Raw genomic sequence first — 16,488 nt, forward strand, 5'->3', positions numbered from 1 at the left:
GCCAAATTTGTCGTTGGCAAGTTAGCAGCATCGGATCATGCTGAGCTTGATCAAGTGATGTTGATGATTGATGAAGCTGCGCATCGAGATGTATTGCATCATTGTGTGGTACACGACTGTTTGGGTGAAGATCTTCCCGATGGGGATCAATTAGAGCCAACAACCGAGGCAGAGATGCGTAAGCGGGCACAGGAGCTAGAAAATCTCAATCGCGAGTTAGTGATCGCGAGAAAGAAGGCGGAATATGAGTCGCATACTAAATCGCGATTTTTGGCCGCGGTGAGTCACGATCTGATGCAACCATTGAGCGCCGCACGCTTGTTTACTTCCTCACTCCTTGAGGTCAGCCATGATCCTCACACTCAAGAAGTGGCTTCTCATATTGAATCTTCATTGGGAGCCGCGGAGGACTTGATAGGGGACTTACTGGATATTTCGCGATTGGAGTCGGGTAAGTTGGATGTCAATGTGTACGGATTTGCCTTGAATGAAGTGCTGGGCAATCTGCAGGCAGAGTTTGCGGTATTGGCAAATCAACAAGGTATCGACTTTACTACCTTGTCCTCTTCATTAACGGTTCGATCCGATCCAAAGCTTCTACGCCGCGTAATTCAAAACTTTTTGACCAATGCATTTCGCTACAACCCCAATGGTAAGGTGTTGCTTGGTGTTCGGCGTCAACAGGGGAATGTTCGCCTTGAAGTATGGGATAATGGACCAGGTATCGATGAAGATCAGCAGAAGAAAATCTTTGAAGAGTTCACCCGCGGAGACAGCAGTGAAGGATCCCAGGGGTTAGGGCTTGGCTTAGCGATCTCTAAAGGTATATCCCACGTCTTAGGGCATCAAATTTCCATGCGTACTTGGGCGGGACGAGGCAGTGTTTTCTCGATTAGCTTGCCAAGTGCAGGCCGTGTTGAGGAGCTCTTAAAACCAGTACCTAGTCATTCTGCATCAAATCTTAGCCACTTGAAAATACTGTGTATTGATAATGAACAAAGCATTTTACTGGCGATGCAAGGGCTGCTGACGCGTTGGGGGTGCGATGTTAAGTTGGCTGAAAATGAAGCACAAAGTTTAGAGTGTGTCTATGCGAAGTGGCAGCCAGATGTGGTGCTTTCTGACTACCACCTTGATTGCCAGAAAACGGGCTTGTCGATATTGAAACAATTAAAGGCGACTCTAGACGGTGAGTTTTTAGGGGCAATTATAAGTGCCGATTGTAGCGAAGTATTACGGCAAGAAATTCGAGCACAAGGGTTTGATTTTGTCGCTAAGCCCCTGAAAGCGATTCGCCTTCGGAGTTTGTTAAATCAATGGGTGATTTAACCTAACATATTGAGTTTTAACTCTAATATGATGCATGTTACAGCAGCCTCTATTGATTGGCGTGATGGTTTGGCCGCCTTGTTAATGGAAAGTTAATAATGCTTGGCCTGTCCATTTAAACGAGGTATACCTAATGGTCAGGTACGCTAGGATACGTTGCTTGAAGGGAATCAAGACTTACTGACCGATACTCGGTGATCGCCGATTTTGATTCTTAAAGGGTTACATATGAATGCTGACGAAAAAACACTGATAGAAAATCTCGCGCAACGGCTGCGCAATGCTGATCTGTCTGATATTGATACAGAGGCAGAAAAGCTGATCCAAAAATTAATGTCGAATCAACCCCGTGCTATGTACTTATTAACCCAAGCGGTATTGCTGCAAGAGCAAGCGCTGAAGGCGAGCCAAGCCAAAATCAAACAACTTGAACAAGACCATCAAGAGAATCGCCATAAAAAAAGCAGCTTCTTAGGCGGGTTGTTTGGAAGCAGTAAACAGAGCCATTCACATCAGCAACCAAGCTATCAGAACGGGATGGGTGGTGTGCCAAATAGTTCAGCACAAGCTAATTACTCTCAATCCCGTGGTGGTAATTATTCTCAGCCTCAAGGTGGTAACTACTATCAGCCATCACGCAGCAGCAGTTTTATGGGGCAAGCCGCCAGTACCGCGCTAGGTGTTGCTGGTGGTGCTCTTTTGTTTGAAGGTGTCTCCCATATGATGGGGGGAAATGGCTTTCTTGGAGGAGGGCATGAAACGATAGTTGATGAAACTATTGTTGATGAAACTATTGTTAATGAGTCACCGGATCTTGGCGCTAATGATGGTTCAGGTTGGGGGGCGAATGATAGCAATGACCCTTTTTCCAACAACAATGATGCTGGCTTCGATAGCTTTTCCGGTGACAGCAACAATGATTTCACTAATTCAGGCTTTGGCGGATTTAGTGATAATAGTGCTGGTTTTGGTAACGACAATAGTGGCTTTGATAGCAGTGACTTTGATGCCGGCGGGTTTGATAGCGGAGACGATGGCGGCTGGTAGTCGCGAGGGCAACTGTTTACAAGACTGCGCCCATACTTTTCCTTTCAGAGCGATAATCTCACCGCTCAAACCTCGCTTATCACGCTGCCCGTTTTCGAATAAACAGAATTTCGAATACGGGCAGCGTGAGTCTGAGGCAGCTGGCGATATTAGGTATAAAAGTTTTTGATGCCCAATAGTAAGTTATTGAGTGCCACAGCAGCAAGAATCAAGCCCATGACACGGCTAATCACCGACGCTCCCACATTGCCAATCAGTTTTTGAATACGAGTTGCGCTGAGCAGTAATAGTAGGGTCACCACCATCACGGTCAGCATTAAGGCAGCGGTAGTGGCTTGGTCGATCAGTGAATATCTGTGGTTATCGGTGAGCATCACGATGGCCATCATGGCACCCGGTGAAGCGATGGAGGGGATAGCCAGCGGGTAGACGGCGAGGTTTGCCAATTCAGAATGACTGATTTCTTCCGAGATTTTCTGTTCGACTTCAGGTTTACTCTCACCAAAAATCATTGTTAGCGCAAACAACAGTAGTACTAATCCACCTGCGGCTTGGAAAGCGGGTAGCGGGATCTGCATGGCTTCGAGCAAAAACTGTCCAACAAGAAGAAAGAAGAGCAGTACGCTGGTGGCAATCGCGACGGCTTTGAGTGCCACTATCCGTCTTTGTTTTAGCTCTAAGTGATGGGTTTGCGACATATATACGGGCACTGAGCCAATAGGATCAATCACGGCCCACAACAATACAAATTGAGTAATGAGGTTATCTAGCATTAGCGCTTCCTTTATTCTTGGTTGTCACTATATTGAAGGAGAATACAATCTAATGCCACCAGCCAGCGTTAACATCATAGATAGGCAAAGCCCTACTGCACGCTCTCCAGTTGTTGTAGCAAAATGACAGCTTGGGTGCGATTCTTCACGCCGAGTTTGCGGAAAATAGCGGTCATATGCGCTTTAATTGTCGCCTCTGATACGTTGAGGTCATAGGCAATTTGTTTATTCAACAACCCGTCAGATAGCATGGTTAACACTTTATACTGCTGGGGAGTGAGTGCGGTAATTCTTTCAGATAGTTCGGCATGCTTTGCTTGGTATGATGAGGCAGCCTCGGGAAAGTATGGCTCACCGTCTAATATCTGGTCAATGGCTTTCATTAATGCTTGGCAGTCACTGGATTTTGGGATAAAGCCAAACGCGCCTTGCGCTTTTACTTGGGCGATGACACTGGGTTCTTCATTGGCTGAGACCACGACAACGGGCAGGCTAGGGTAATCAGAACGCAGCTGCATCAATCCAGATAACCCATTTGTCCCTGGCATTTTTAGATCCAGCAGAACGAGATCGGGTTCTTCCTGTTCTTTTAGTAAGCCAAATAACGAGTCGAGGCAATCTGCTTCTAGTAGCTTGGCATCTTCGATAGCCACATTGATCGATTGCAGAAGTGCATTACGAAATAGAGGGTGATCATCAGCGATAACTATGGTGTGGCTTGATTCCATAAGTTCAATTGGTTGCATTGGTCAGTAGGCTCACTATACCTAGCTTGCTCGCTCTCCAACACTAGCAATGGGGAGTTTCAACGCTTTTTTTTGTAAAGTGTGAATGGATGTCAGCCGCAGAGAGGAAAGGTTAACTTTCTCTTCTTACGGCTGAGGGCTGGGTGAGGGTTAACTCTGAGGCTGGGTCAATTTAAACGCGGTCAAATGTTGCAAGAAAGCTTGCGCGGGTTTAAATCCTGTCACTTTCGCATTCACTAGGTGTTCGCCTTTTGCGTTCCAAAATTCAATCGTTGGTAAGCCAAGCACATTCATTTTTTGCATGAGCTTGAAGTCTTCCGGTAGGCTTTTCGTCACATCGACTTGCAGTAGAGTAAAGTGTTGCAGCTGCTGAGCGACCTCTGGGTTGTGGAAGGTGTACTTATCAAATTCCTTACACGCGACACACCAGTCGGCATAGAAATCAAGCATCACAGGCTTGCCTGTGAGGCGCGCTTTTTCCAGTTGGCGGTCGAGTTCAGCGACGGATTGCACTTTCGTGAAATGAATGTTCGTGACAGAAGACGCGCTGTGCGATGGATTAGGGTGCAGCCACATATTTAACAGTGGTTGCGCTGAAGCTAGGATCCCTAAAATCGCCACGATACCAATCACGCTTTGTTTCCATCCGCCAAACTGAAGTGCATTTTTAGCGTGGTAGAGCCAAGCAAAAGCGGCGAGCCCCAATGCCGACCACAAGTACGTACTCCAAGTCGCGGGTAGGATTCGATCGAGTAAGAAGATGGGAGCGGCCAATAAAATAAAGCCAAACAGCACTTTTACGTGGTTCATCCAAGCGCCTGCTTTCGGCAAAAGCTTATTACCAAATACGGCGACAAGCATCAATGGAATGCCCATCCCCATTGCTAAGGCATACAGGCTAATTCCGCCGGTGACCAAATTGCCAGTTTGCGCGACGTATAGCAGCGCGCCAGATAAAGGAGCGGTGGTGCATGGTGAACATACCAAACCAGAGATGGCCCCCATTGCGAATACCCCGATACCTCGGCCTGATTTTTGTTGATTGCTCAGGGAGCTTAGCCATGTTTGCATTTTTACGGGTAATTGCAGGCTATAGAGGCCGAACATTGAGAGGGCTAACGCGACAAAAAGTACGCTTAAGCTAATTAACACCGCAGGTTGCTGCATTGCTGCCTGAAATTGCATTCCGGCAGAGGCCACTAACAAACCAAGCAAGGTGTAGGTGAGTGCCATACCTTGTACATAGATAAAAGATAAAGCGAAGGCCTTGCGTAGGGACAGTTTACCTTGCCCCAATACGATACTGGTCAAGATGGGATACATAGGCAGAACGCAAGGCGTAAAAGCCAATCCAATGCCAAGTGCTAAAAAGAGCAGAGGGGCCCACCAAGTGTGTCCTAAGGAATCAACATAGCGGCTCGAGTCACTTTCTAGTCCGTTTAAATTCGCTGCTGGCTTTACACTAGAGGTGATAGCCGCAGCCGCTTTGGTGTGGGGCAAAGCTTCTGCCGACGTGTCGGTTGCCGCCGTAATTGACTTGAGTTTGATAACGCGTGTTTCTGGTGGATAACAAAAACCCGCTTTTGCACACCCTTGATATTGAACCGACAGCTGAGCGCCCACCTTATAATCACTGATTGGCACCGAAATAGATAAAGGCGTGGTAAATATATTTACCTTGCCAAAAAATTCATCGTTGTGAGGTTCACCGGAAGGTATGGCGATGTCACCTAGCGTGATATTTTTCCCCGCCACCGACAAGCTATGTCGATACAGGTAATACCCGGGTTTGACTTGCCAATCAATAAACACTTGCTTGCCGTGTTGAAATGAACTGAACGGGAAGGCTTCATCAACCGGCACAAAAGTCGCGCTGCTGGTAACCCCTGGTAGGGCGGATGGAGTATTATTAAACTGGGCGAAGGCTGGCGTTGCCAGCGTGCTCGCGCAGAGTAATAGAATGGAAACGAGTAAACGCATAGTCATAGTCAATCAGATAGAGTTGGGGCTATTTTACCCAAATTAGACCCGATGATGCGCGTTTAAGTTGCATGCTAAGCACGATTATTAACACTCTATCGGTTGAAAGGGTGAAAAAGCGGTTAAAGGACATGAAAAAGGCTCCCGTGGGAGCCTTATAAAAGTGCTAATCGTATATGAACGCTAGTTGTATAATCGTCTTATTCGTAGCGCTGCGCTTTATACGTTGGGTGCATAAAGTTTTCTACTGAGAAGATTTCGTTAAGCGCTTCTTCAGTGAGTAGGCCTCTTTCCAGTACAACTTCGCGTACGCTCTTACCTGTTTCTGCACAAATCTTACCCACGATATCACCTTGGTGGTGGCCGATGTATGGGTTCAAGTAAGTCACGATACCGATGGAATTGTGCACGTAGCCTTCACAGATTTCTTTGTTCACTGTGATGCCATCGATACACTTGTCGCGCAAGTTCACACAAGCGTTGGTCAGAATGTCGAGAGATTCGAACATGCTTTGTGCAATCACAGGCTCCATGACGTTGAGCTGTAATTGTCCGCCTTCAGCCGCAAATGAAATGGTGTTGTCATTGCCAAGAACTTTGAAACATACTTGGTTGACGACTTCAGGTACGACTGGGTTAACTTTTGCTGGCATGATAGACGAACCGGCTTGCAGCTCTGGCAAGTTGAGCTCATTTAGGCCAGTTCTTGGGCCAGAAGAGAGTAGGCGCAAGTCGTTACAAATCTTCGACAGTTTAACCGCGAGACGTTTCAGTGCGCCGTGCGTCATTACATAAGCACCGCAGTCTGATGTCGCTTCAATCAAGTTCTCTGCTGGAACGCAGTCTAAACCTGTCACTTCAGCTAAATGTTTAACCGCAAGCTCTTGGTAGCCTTCCGCTGCGTTAATGCCAGTCCCGATAGCGGTCGCGCCTAAGTTGACTTCAAGCAGGAGCTTAGAGGTATATTCTAGTGCGCGGATCTCTTCTTTCAGTGTGACAGACCACCCTTGGAATTCTTGGCCAACTGTCATAGGTACAGCGTCTTGTAGCTGAGTACGGCCCATTTTTAGGATAGTACTAAACTCTTCGCTCTTAATTTCAAATGCTTGGCGCAAGTACTCAATCGCATGAGTCAGTTTTTGCACGCTGTTGAAAACCGAGACTCGGAAGCCTGTAGGGTAAGAACAGTTAGTTGATTGGCTCTTGTTGACATGATCATTTGGGTTGATGAATTGGTATTCACCTTTTTCTTTGCCCATTAGCTCAAGTGCAAGGTTCGCAATCACTTCATTGGTGTTCATGTTCACGGACGTGCCAGCGCCGCCTTGGAAAACGTCTGAAGGGAATTGATCCATACATTTACCTGTTTCTAGGATCAAACCACACGCTTGAATAATGTAGTCAGCGACGTCGCTTGGAATAACACCTAGCTCTTTATTCGCTAGTGTGGCCGCTTTTTTCGTCATTACCATGCCACGTACAAATTCAGGTACGTCTGAGATGGTGACGTTGGAAATATTAAAGTTCTCTACTGCACGTAGCGTGTGAATACCATAGTAGGCATCAGCAGGTACGTGGCGTTGACCCAACAAGTCTTCTTCAATACGAGTTGCTTCTGGTTTAGTTTTTGACATCGGTGCTTGGGTTACCATCGTTGGATCCTTAGGTCATCTGGATATTGTTATAACTAGTTTGCCATTATGTGCCGTGGAATCCATTCGGTAGGGTAGTTGGCTAATCGTTCATCCTGATTTGATGGGCAGATGATACTGCACATGCAGCATAAAAAAAGTGGTTGGCTCACTTTTTTTATATTTTATTGTGCGAGACGTGATAATGAAGATGTGACATGAACGCAGCTAGAGGCTAAAGAGGTTTATTTTCAGCCAGACAGACGAGAAGCTGTTTTCTTGATTAGATTCATTTAAGCTTAAGATTCGAGGAATATTGACGGATAAAGAGGTGAGATGTGCTATTGGTATTGATGGTGCTGTTTATTGTGTTACCGAGCATAGAAATTGCGCTGTTCATTCAGGTTGGCCATTTACTTGGCGTATGGCTTACTGTGGGCTTGGTCCTGTTAAGTGCGTTAGTGGGCGCTTCATTAGTGCGTAGCCAAGGCTTGCAAACATTGACTTCAATGCGCGCTAAGCTACAGCAAGGCGAGTTGCCGACCGAAGAAATTGGTGAAGGTGTTTTACTGGTAATCGCAGGGGTGTTGTTGATTACTCCAGGCTTTTTTACCGATTTCGTTGGGGCGATTTTGCTACTGCCCATGTTCCGTCCAAAGATAGCGCATTATATGATGCAACGTATCTCCACTCAGCAGGGAGGGTTTGCTGGCCGGCCTTTTGGTCACCAAGGTCCATCCCAATCTGATCGTTCTGGGAATACGTTTGAAGGAGAGTATGAACGCAAGGACGATCAGGATCGAGACAAATTAAACTAGTCGGGTCTGGCGATTAAACCGCGCCAGAAAATCCCATTTGTCTCCACGCTTCAAAGGCAATGATGGCCACCGCATTGGATAAATTGAGGCTACGTGCTTCTGGCATCATAGGGATCCGAATGCGCTGTTCCATCGGTAAGCTTTCGATCACTTCGCTTGGCAAGCCTCGGGTTTCTGGGCCGAATAACAGTACGTCACCCGCTTGGTATTGAGCATCGGTATGGTGGCCCGTCGTCTTAGTTGTGCACGCAAATAGGCGATAGCCATCAGGTGAGTGTTGCTCAAGATAGCTGAGAAACTCTGCGAAGTTTTTGTGTCGTTTCACATTGGCGATATCGTGGTAGTCCAATCCGGCACGGCGAACTTTCTTTTCATCTAAATCGAAACCTAATGGTTCTATGAGATGCAAATTGGCCCCGCAATTGGCGCAAAGTCGAATGATGTTTCCCGTATTTGGGGCGATTTCTGGTTCGTATAGAGCGATATCAAACATAGATGGTTGGCGGTATGGGTTGGTGAATGTGCCACGCAGTATAGGCCGATGTCGACCAGAGGCCAAGCAGCAGCAATGGCCTTCGTGGTGGCACGGTTAATTCGGTAGTGTATTTGGTAGAGAGATCTTTACCTTTAATCCCCCCATGTCGCTGCGACTCGCGTCTATTGTTCCAGAGTGCTGCATGACGGCATTTTCGGTGATGGCTAGCCCTAAACCCGTCCCCCCGCTATGCCGATCTCTAGCCGTAGAGACTCGGTAAAATGGCCTAAAGATATCTTGTAATTCTTGCTCGGGAACGCCATCCCCGTTGTCTTCTACCGTGATGGTCAACTGGTGCTCAGTATAGGCGATGGCCACCTTGACCTGATCTTTGCCGTAGTAAATGGCGTTACGGATGATGTTGTCTACCGCACTCATGAGTAATTTTGGGTTGCCGGAAATGGAAAGGTTAGGGATGTCGGTGTAATGCAAAGCTTTGCCCATTTGCTCGGCTTCAAATTGAGCGTCCTTAATGATTTCTTCCCAAAGACTAGAAATCGGCTGCAGCTCTCGCTCAAGGTGACTATCCACCTGCATACGAGATAGCTCCAGTAGTTCACTGATCATTTGTTCTAGGCGTTGTGCTTCCGTATCGACACGAGTGAGCTCGTTGCTGTCGCCTAATTTTCTGCGAGCCAAGGCATTGGCCATACGCAGTCGAGTGAGCGGTGATCTGAGTTCGTGTGATATATCCGACAGCAATCTTTGCTGCCCGGAAATCATTTGATTTACCGCTTCGACCATTTGATTGAAACTTTTACCTGCCTGCCGAAATTCGTTCGTGCCGGACTCTAGGGATAGATCCACAACAAATTCGCCATTGGCCACTCTTTTTGCCGCCAACTCGAGCTTACGCGCTGGCTGGCTTAGCGCCCAAGCTAACCAAAGTAAGAATGGGGTACTGACGGCCATGACGGCAAGCAGGAGTTGCACGGGTTGATCGAATAGCCGGAGTAAAAAGGGGGCGGGCTTGTTCCACTTCACCCCGATGTACAGCATCAGGTTTTGCTTAGCGAGTTCGATTGGAAAAGGTCCAGCCACAAGGTAATGACCATAGAGTCTCTGTTTCGGCTGGTTGCTGGTGAGTCCAGTGACAAAGTTGCGTAGCTCTCGGTTCTTGAAATTTCTTTTTCTGCCGCTAGTTAATAGGTTGCCATTGATGTCGGTGAGAAATATATCGGGGCTATGGATACGATTTTTTTGGTTGAAGCGTCGTTGCCTCTCGACGTTGGCAAGGATTCGACTCAGGTTGTGGATGCCTTGATATTGCTGAACGACGTTGCCGCTGATCTCTTGATACACGTCCATCCGATGCGCCGGAATATCGCGCGGTTTACGCGGGTCTAAATGGGGTAGAGACAACACGGCGATCAACACCAACAACATGGTGAACCAAAAAATCGCGAAGATGCGACCATATAGGCTAGTGATGTACGGGAAGCGCATTAATGCTCCTCAGTGAGTAAGTAGCCACGCCCGCGTAGGGTTTTGATCCGCAGCTTGCCATCGAGGCGCTCTGGAAGTTTTTTTCGCAAGTTGGAGACGTGCATGTCGATTGCTCGGTCGAACGCGGACAGGTGCTTACCTAACACTTCTAAACTCAATGTTTCCTTGGTCAGCACTTCGCCTGGGTGCTGAAGTAAGTAAGTGAGTAGGGCAAATTCGGTGGTGGTTAATTCAAGCAGGGATTCTTGGCAGTAAGCTTCCTGCTTACCCGGAAACAATTGGATATCTTGGCATTGGATACTGTCTTGCGGCTTATTTACCGATGGGATACGCGTGCGGCGCATGATGGCTCGCATGCGGGCTAACAGTTCTCGGTCACTAAAAGGTTTCGGAAGGTAATCGTCTGCGCCTAACTCTAAACCAATGACCCGATCAATTTCCTCTCCCTTTGCGGTGAGCATGAGCACAGGGGTCTCCCAAGTTTCACGTAGCCTTTTTAAGGTTTCCATGCCGTTTAGTTTGGGCATCATTACATCGAGTAAGATAAGGTCGATACTCTCGTCTAAGGCGGCGAGTCCCGATTCTCCATCGTTGGCTTCTGAGACGGTAAATCCTTCAAACATCAGTACTTCTTTAAGTAAGCTAGTTAGTTCCGTGTCGTCGTCAATGAGTAAGATATGCGCCATGCGAGTGCCTTTGTGAAACCGATAGAGGTGGGTATATTAATGTGAATCATAGTTAACCTTGAGCGTTAATTGCTTTCTTTACGCTTCTTTACGCTTGCCTTACGTTGCTTTACAGAGTGGATTCTAATCTATATTCACGTGCTGTAAACGCAGCAGTGTCACTACAACAGACAAAAAGGTGTTCCTATGAAATTGAAAAATAAACTTGTTTTAGCTGCGGTTGCCCTGCCTTTAGTCATCGGCTCGACCAGCGCGTTTGCCTTGGGTGGGAAAGATGGTCATAAAGGTAAGCGTGGCTGTGGACCAAGCCTAGATCGCGGTGTGATAAAGCAACTCGATTTAACTCAAGAGCAAAAAGATCAGCTTCAGCAAATGCGCCAGACCAATAAACTGGCGATGAAAGCCGCGAAACAAGACAATAAGCAAGCTCGACAGACGGATCGTGAGCAAATGCAGCAGCTGGTACTGGCGAAAACGTTCGACGCCAAAGCGGCGAATACGTTGGCCCAAAAGATGGCCGAGAAGCAGGTACAAAAGCGTGTTGATATGATGAAGAAACGCCACGATATGCTGAACGTGTTGACGCCAGTGCAAAAAGCACAGTACAGCAAGTTGGTGAAAGAAAAAGTTCAGCAATGCCGAGCTTAATCAAACAGTGAACCTTGCTAGACGATGCGAAGCTTAGTAACCAGCTGAGAAAGCGACGACGCATTGTGAGTCTGTAAAAGGATGGCCTAAGGTCATCTTTTTTTATGGATGGATTGTAGATAAATGTTCGTAATATTGGGCATTTATGACACATGTAATCTGATGATTCTCAGGTATACTATTGGCGTATAAATCCTAGACAATAATTAGATTATGAAAACAGAATATGCTCGTTTAGTCACCGCGGCAGCTTGGACAGCGACAGTCGTTGCTAGTATTTTGCTGGTTTTTAAAGTGATAGCGTGGTGGATGACTGGCTCGGTGAGTTTACTTGCCTCTTTGATTGACTCTCTACTCGATATCTCCGCCTCAGTCGTGAACTTATTAGCGATTCGCTATTCTTTGCAACCTGCAGATAAAGAGCATAGGTTTGGACATGGAAAAGCCGAATCACTGGCCGCGCTTGCTCAAGCCATGTTTGTCTCTGGCTCTGCGTGCTTCCTGATTTTAAACGGTATTGAGCGCTTATCTCGTCCGGTTGAATTGCATTCGCCGCAAATAGGCGTTTATGTCAGTTTGTTTGCAATTGTCGTTACCTTCGCATTGGTGCGATTTCAAAAATACGTGGTTCAGCGTACCGGCAGTCAAGCGATTGCTGCCGACTCACTGCATTATCAATCGGACTTGTATCTCAATGTCGCCATCCTGTGTGCATTAGTATTGACTTGGATGGGAATCCAACAAGCGGATGCGGTATTTGCGATTGGCTTAGGCGTCTATATTTTATATAGCGCCTTTAAGATGGTTATGAATGCTATCCAGACGTTACTTGATAGGCAGTTGCCCGAAGAAGAGCTGCAGCAGATCCGCCAGTGCTGCCTGTCCGTTGATGACGTTCTCGGTGTACACCAGTTACGAACGCGGATGTCCGGTCCGACTCGTTTCATTCAATTGCACTTAGAGTTAGAAGATCAGATCCCATTGATTGAAGCGCACCGAATTTCCGATTCAGTGGAAGAACGCTTGCTAGAGAGCTTTCCTAGTGCTGATATCATGATCCACCAGGATCCTTATTCGGTGGTACTTGATGGAGAAAAAACTCAAAAATATCACGACTGGTAATGAAGGTTTTAGGAGCGAATGAGTTTCTGGAAAAGGAATGTCCATTAGTTTGATCTATATCGAAGCGCTTGTTGTTATGATCTGTAATATTTTTACAAAAGTAGAAAACTTACATGATTTAGTACAAATAAAGGTAGTATTCCTATCGAGTCTGGGTAACATATTGCCCCTATAAACGATTGTGTTAATAGATATACAGTCGTGACTGGATGACAGATTTATTAATAGATTGCCAAAGATCGAGGATGAACATGATTAAGAAGATCGGTGTTTTAACAAGTGGCGGTGATGCACCAGGAATGAACGCAGCCATCCGTGGTGTTGTGCGTACCGCACTATCGAAAGGGTTGGAAGTTTATGGTGTCTTTGACGGTTATTTGGGTCTATACGAAGGCCGTATCGAAAAACTTGATCGTTCGAGCGTTTCTGATGTGATCAACCGCGGCGGTACTTTCTTAGGCTCGGCACGTTTCCCTGAATTTAAAGAAATGGCGGTCCGAGAAAAAGCAATCGAAAACTTAAAGCAGCATGGTATTGAAGCTTTGGTGGTTATCGGCGGTGATGGTTCTTACATGGGCGCGAAGAAGTTAACTGAAATGGGTTACCCATGTATAGGCTTACCAGGCACGATCGACAACGACATTGCGGGTACGGATTACACTATCGGTTACCAGACCGCGCTTAATACTGTTATCGACGCGATTGACCGTTTGCGTGATACGTCATCTTCTCATCAACGTATTTCTATCGTCGAGATCATGGGGCGTCACTGTGGTGACTTGACCCTAATGTCTGCGATTGCTGGTGGTTGTGAATATATTATCTCTCCAGAAACGGGTTTAGATAAAGATCAGTTGATTCACAATGTCCAAGATGGGATTAAGAAAGGCAAAAAGCATGCAATCATCGCGCTAACTGAGCTGATGATGGATGCCAATGAGCTTGCGAAAGAGATTGAACAAGCAACGGGTCGTGAGACCCGCGCGACAGTCTTGGGCCATATTCAACGTGGTGGTCGTCCAACAGCGTTCGACCGAGTCTTGGCCTCTCGTATGGGCAATTATGCAGTTCATTTGTTGCTTGATGGTCATGGCGGTCGTTGCGTGGGCATTCAAAAAGAAGAGTTGGTGCATCATGACATTATTGACGCCATAGAAAACATGAAGCGTCCAGTCCACCGTGATTTGTACCAAGTAGCGGAAGAGCTGTTTTAATTGCGCTATATTCATCGTTGCTAACCGAGCTTTAAAAACAACACCCGCTAATTCAGCGGGTGTTGTTCGTTTATGGCCGTGTCGTTTTATTCCAAACGTAAATCGAGCGGAGTTTTACTTTTCCGGCCGCCTATTTCTCGGGTCAACCTTGGCACTAAATAGCCTGACACTTGCTCGACAAGCCCAGCCATGATCGCGCGTGCGGTGTCGTCATCGACATAAAAGTGCGCCGCTCCTTGTACCTTATCCAGTACGTGCAGGTAGTAAGGCAAAACCCCAGCATCGAATAAAGACTCGCTCAAGGCAACTTGGGCTTCAACGTTATCGTTCACCCCTTTCAGCAGTACGCTTTGGTTAAGCAAGGTGATACCTGCCTGCTTAATACGCTCAATGGCTTGCTGAAGCTCCTCATTAATCTCATTGGCATGATTAATATGGGTGACAAAAACGGTTTGTAGCCGAGAATTTTGTAAACTGGCACAAAGTTGCTCAGTGACTCTATCTGGCAATACCACGGGCAGGCGTGAATGAATGCGCAGGCGCTTAATATGTGGGATATCGTCAATGGCTTGGATTAGCCATTCCAGCTCATGATCTTTGGCCATCAAAGGATCGCCGCCGGACAAGATGATTTCATTTAGCTCAGGATGCTGCGAAATATACTCTAGGCTGCGCTGCCAAGTGGACTTGCTGCCTTTATTCTCTTGATAAGGGAAGTGGCGGCGAAAGCAATAACGGCAATTGATGGCACATCCACCTTTTACGATCATCAGGGCACGGTTTTTATATTTATGTAATAAACCAGGGATGGCATTGCTCTGCTCTTGCAATGGATCTTGTGAATAGCCAGCTTGGATATTGAACTCCGTTTTTAGCGGAAGGACTTGGCGTAGCAGGGGATCATACGGGTTGCCTTTTTCCATTCTGCGCACGAAACTCATAGGTACGCGCTGGCTAAATAGCTTCCTTGCCTCGTATCCATCGACCCACTCCTCCTGAGCTATTTCTAAGTAATCCATTAGCTTAGCAGGGTCGGTAAAAGAATTTGCCAATTGGGTGAGCCAGTTTTGCTCAACAGAATCGACTTTTCGGGTTATGATGTGTGACATTGAAATCAACTCGAACAATGGTAAGAGGAAAAAATGGCTACTGTTAGCACGAATGAATTTAAAGGCGGTCTTAAAATTATGCTTGATAATGAGCCGTGTGTCATTCTCGAAAACGAGTTTGTAAAACCGGGTAAAGGTCAAGCATTCAGCCGCGTGAAAATCCGTAAGCTGCTTTCTGGTAAAGTATTGGAGAAAACCTTTAAATCAGGCGACACCGTTGACGTTGCCGATGTTATGGATATCGATCTTGATTATCTCTATAACGATGGTGAATTCTACCACTTTATGAACAGCGAATCATTTGAACAAATCGCTGCTGACCAGAAAGCGGTTGGCGAAAACGCTAAGTGGTTGGCAGAAAACGATACTTGTATGCTAACTCTGTGGAACGGCAACCCAATCGTCGTTACTCCACAAAACTTCGTTGAGTTAGAAGTTACTGAAACTGATCCTGGTCTTAAAGGTGATACACAAGGTACTGGCGGCAAACCTGCGACGCTGACAACAGGTGCTGTGGTTCGTGTTCCTCTATTTATCCAAATTGGCGAAGTGATTAAAGTAGATACACGTTCTGGCGAGTACGTCGGTCGCGTGAAGTAATCTGCTTAAGAAAGCCACTTCCGAGTGGCTTTTTGGTTTCACTGCCCATAATTTTGGCTTCACTGTCCATCACTTCGCTTTCCTATTCGGCGACAGCCTGACGTTTTCTGCTTCCTCCCCCTGAAAGATATCGCCCTGCCGACTTATTTGTATAAGTTCGAATGAGCGCGACCTTTGTACAAACAATCACCAGTTAATTGCGTTTAGTCATTGCATTGGTTTGTTCACCCTATATACTCGATTTAGGTGACTAACGGTGCGAGATGAGATGCGATGGAATACAATACCTCTGCGTTGTGCGACATTTATATAGATCAAGTGGATGTGGTTGAACCCATGTTCAGTAACTTTGGTGGCAGTGTCTCGTTCGCCGGGCAAATTACGACGGTGAAGTGTTTCGAAGACAATAGCCTAGTTCGTGAAATCTTAGAGCAAGACGGTGGTGGTCGAGTGCTACTTGTCGACGGCGGCGGTTCTTTACGCCGCGCGTTAATCGATGCGGAGCTCGCTTCGTTGGCCGAAGAGAATGACTGGGAAGGCATGGTTGTTTATGGCTGCGTGCGTGAAGTCGATGAGCTGGAAGATATGAGTGTCGGTATTCAAGCCCTTGCCTCCGTTCCGGTTGGTGCTGCGCAGCAAGGTGTCGGTGAAGTCGATGTGCCAGTGAACTTCGGCGGCGTTACTTTCTTACCTGAAGACTATGTATATGCCGATAATACTGGAGTCATCTTATCTCAAGAACCGCTCAATATTGACTTTGATGTTAGCAAAGAAGAGCTTGCTGAATCGTGAGCGATTGGCTCT

At 46.7% G+C, this 16,488-nt stretch carries 15 protein-coding genes and 1 pseudogene; 8 read left to right on the forward strand and 8 right to left on the reverse strand.

The genetic code is table 11. From position 1 onward, the window contains the following. Positions 1–159: 159 nt before the first annotated feature. Positions 160–1,329 (forward strand): annotated as a pseudogene (locus tag L4C34_RS17555) (ATP-binding response regulator); the annotation flags it as partial. A 228-nt stretch (positions 1,330–1,557) separates the two neighbouring features. Continuing rightward, positions 1,558–2,376: a DUF2076 domain-containing protein gene (locus L4C34_RS17560; RefSeq protein WP_428790637.1), complete on the forward strand. Its 819-nt coding sequence runs from the start codon at positions 1,558–1,560 to the stop codon at positions 2,374–2,376. A 149-nt stretch (positions 2,377–2,525) separates the two neighbouring features. On the opposite strand, the gene L4C34_RS17565 is transcribed toward L4C34_RS17560, so the two are convergent. From L4C34_RS17565 to aspA, 4 genes are all read right to left on the reverse strand, one after another. Continuing rightward, entirely contained in the window at positions 2,526–3,149 is a 624-nt protein-coding gene (locus tag L4C34_RS17565) for a MarC family protein (RefSeq protein WP_428790638.1), read from the reverse strand. Between the two features lie 92 nt (positions 3,150–3,241). Continuing rightward, the gene (locus L4C34_RS17570) at positions 3,242–3,877 is read right to left on the reverse strand and encodes a response regulator (RefSeq protein ID WP_428790672.1); all 636 of its coding nucleotides are present in this window, start codon (positions 3,875–3,877) and stop codon (positions 3,242–3,244) included. Positions 3,878–4,045: 168 nt separating this feature from the next. Then, complete coding sequence (locus L4C34_RS17575; protein WP_428790673.1) at positions 4,046–5,875, reverse strand: protein-disulfide reductase DsbD; 1,830 nt, start codon at positions 5,873–5,875, stop codon at positions 4,046–4,048. Positions 5,876–6,075: 200 nt separating this feature from the next. Beyond that, on the reverse strand, positions 6,076–7,527 hold the full coding sequence (gene aspA / locus L4C34_RS17580) for an aspartate ammonia-lyase (protein WP_428790639.1): 1,452 nt from the start codon (positions 7,525–7,527) through the stop codon (positions 6,076–6,078). Positions 7,528–7,844: 317 nt separating this feature from the next. Here aspA and L4C34_RS17585 point away from each other — a divergent pair, with 317 nt between their 5' ends. Then, entirely contained in the window at positions 7,845–8,324 is a 480-nt protein-coding gene (locus L4C34_RS17585) for an FxsA family protein (protein ID WP_428790640.1), read from the forward strand. Positions 8,325–8,337: 13 nt separating this feature from the next. Here the strand turns inward: L4C34_RS17585 and trmL are convergent, their stop codons facing one another. From trmL to L4C34_RS17600, 3 genes are all read right to left on the reverse strand, one after another. Further along, positions 8,338–8,817: a tRNA (uridine(34)/cytosine(34)/5-carboxymethylaminomethyluridine(34)-2'-O)-methyltransferase TrmL gene (gene trmL / locus L4C34_RS17590; protein WP_428790674.1), complete on the reverse strand. Its 480-nt coding sequence runs from the start codon at positions 8,815–8,817 to the stop codon at positions 8,338–8,340. 96 nt (positions 8,818–8,913) lie between these two features. Further along, positions 8,914–10,305: an envelope stress sensor histidine kinase CpxA gene (gene cpxA / locus L4C34_RS17595; protein ID WP_428790641.1), complete on the reverse strand. Its 1,392-nt coding sequence runs from the start codon at positions 10,303–10,305 to the stop codon at positions 8,914–8,916. Continuing rightward, positions 10,305–10,991 carry a response regulator gene (locus tag L4C34_RS17600; protein ID WP_428790642.1) on the reverse strand — a complete coding sequence of 229 codons (687 nt, stop codon included), beginning with the start codon at positions 10,989–10,991 and terminating at the stop codon, positions 10,305–10,307. The genes cpxA and L4C34_RS17600 overlap by 1 nt, the downstream gene beginning before the upstream one ends. A 186-nt stretch (positions 10,992–11,177) precedes the next feature. On the opposite strand from L4C34_RS17600, the gene L4C34_RS17605 reads away from it, so the two are divergent. The 3 genes from L4C34_RS17605 to pfkA all read left to right on the forward strand — a co-directional run bounded on the left by L4C34_RS17605 (position 11,178) and on the right by pfkA (position 13,975). Next, a complete protein-coding gene (locus tag L4C34_RS17605; RefSeq protein WP_428790643.1) occupies positions 11,178–11,639 on the forward strand; it encodes a CpxP family protein in 462 nt (153 codons plus the stop codon). A gap of 213 nt (positions 11,640–11,852) precedes the next feature. Next, positions 11,853–12,761, forward strand: coding sequence for a CDF family cation-efflux transporter FieF (gene fieF / locus L4C34_RS17610; protein WP_428790644.1), 909 nt, complete (start codon positions 11,853–11,855; stop codon positions 12,759–12,761). Positions 12,762–13,012: 251 nt separating this feature from the next. Further along, positions 13,013–13,975 carry a 6-phosphofructokinase gene (pfkA, locus tag L4C34_RS17615; protein WP_428790645.1) on the forward strand — a complete coding sequence of 321 codons (963 nt, stop codon included), beginning with the start codon at positions 13,013–13,015 and terminating at the stop codon, positions 13,973–13,975. An 86-nt stretch (positions 13,976–14,061) separates the two neighbouring features. Here the strand turns inward: pfkA and epmB are convergent, their stop codons facing one another. Continuing rightward, on the reverse strand, positions 14,062–15,084 hold the full coding sequence (gene epmB / locus L4C34_RS17620; protein WP_428790646.1) for an EF-P beta-lysylation protein EpmB: 1,023 nt from the start codon (positions 15,082–15,084) through the stop codon (positions 14,062–14,064). A 33-nt stretch (positions 15,085–15,117) separates the two neighbouring features. Between epmB and efp the strand changes: the two genes are divergently transcribed. After that, complete coding sequence (gene efp, locus L4C34_RS17625; protein WP_428790647.1) at positions 15,118–15,684, forward strand: elongation factor P; 567 nt, start codon at positions 15,118–15,120, stop codon at positions 15,682–15,684. Between the two features lie 273 nt (positions 15,685–15,957). Beyond that, positions 15,958–16,476, forward strand: coding sequence for a ribonuclease E activity regulator RraA (gene rraA, locus L4C34_RS17630; protein WP_428790648.1), 519 nt, complete (start codon positions 15,958–15,960; stop codon positions 16,474–16,476). Positions 16,477–16,488: the final 12 nt, after the last annotated feature.

This window comes from Vibrio profundum, from assembly GCF_050337555.1.
Classification (GTDB): domain Bacteria; phylum Pseudomonadota; class Gammaproteobacteria; order Enterobacterales; family Vibrionaceae; genus Vibrio; species Vibrio profundum.

Coding starts and splice junctions, on each gene's coding strand:
- L4C34_RS17600 (WP_428790642.1), bottom strand. CDS start 10,991: ATGGCGCATATCTTACTCATTGACGACGACACGGAACTAACTAGCTTA.
- L4C34_RS17565 (WP_428790638.1), bottom strand. CDS start 3,149: ATGCTAGATAACCTCATTACTCAATTTGTATTGTTGTGGGCCGTGATT.
- L4C34_RS17605 (WP_428790643.1), top strand. CDS start 11,178: ATGAAATTGAAAAATAAACTTGTTTTAGCTGCGGTTGCCCTGCCTTTA.
- L4C34_RS17560 (WP_428790637.1), top strand. CDS start 1,558: ATGAATGCTGACGAAAAAACACTGATAGAAAATCTCGCGCAACGGCTG.
- fieF (WP_428790644.1), top strand. CDS start 11,853: ATGAAAACAGAATATGCTCGTTTAGTCACCGCGGCAGCTTGGACAGCG.
- epmB (WP_428790646.1), bottom strand. CDS start 15,084: ATGTCACACATCATAACCCGAAAAGTCGATTCTGTTGAGCAAAACTGG.
- trmL (WP_428790674.1), bottom strand. CDS start 8,817: ATGTTTGATATCGCTCTATACGAACCAGAAATCGCCCCAAATACGGGA.
- efp (WP_428790647.1), top strand. CDS start 15,118: ATGGCTACTGTTAGCACGAATGAATTTAAAGGCGGTCTTAAAATTATG.
- pfkA (WP_428790645.1), top strand. CDS start 13,013: ATGATTAAGAAGATCGGTGTTTTAACAAGTGGCGGTGATGCACCAGGA.
- L4C34_RS17570 (WP_428790672.1), bottom strand. CDS start 3,877: ATGGAATCAAGCCACACCATAGTTATCGCTGATGATCACCCTCTATTT.
- aspA (WP_428790639.1), bottom strand. CDS start 7,527: ATGGTAACCCAAGCACCGATGTCAAAAACTAAACCAGAAGCAACTCGT.
- L4C34_RS17575 (WP_428790673.1), bottom strand. CDS start 5,875: ATGCGTTTACTCGTTTCCATTCTATTACTCTGCGCGAGCACGCTGGCA.
- rraA (WP_428790648.1), top strand. CDS start 15,958: ATGGAATACAATACCTCTGCGTTGTGCGACATTTATATAGATCAAGTG.
- cpxA (WP_428790641.1), bottom strand. CDS start 10,305: ATGCGCTTCCCGTACATCACTAGCCTATATGGTCGCATCTTCGCGATT.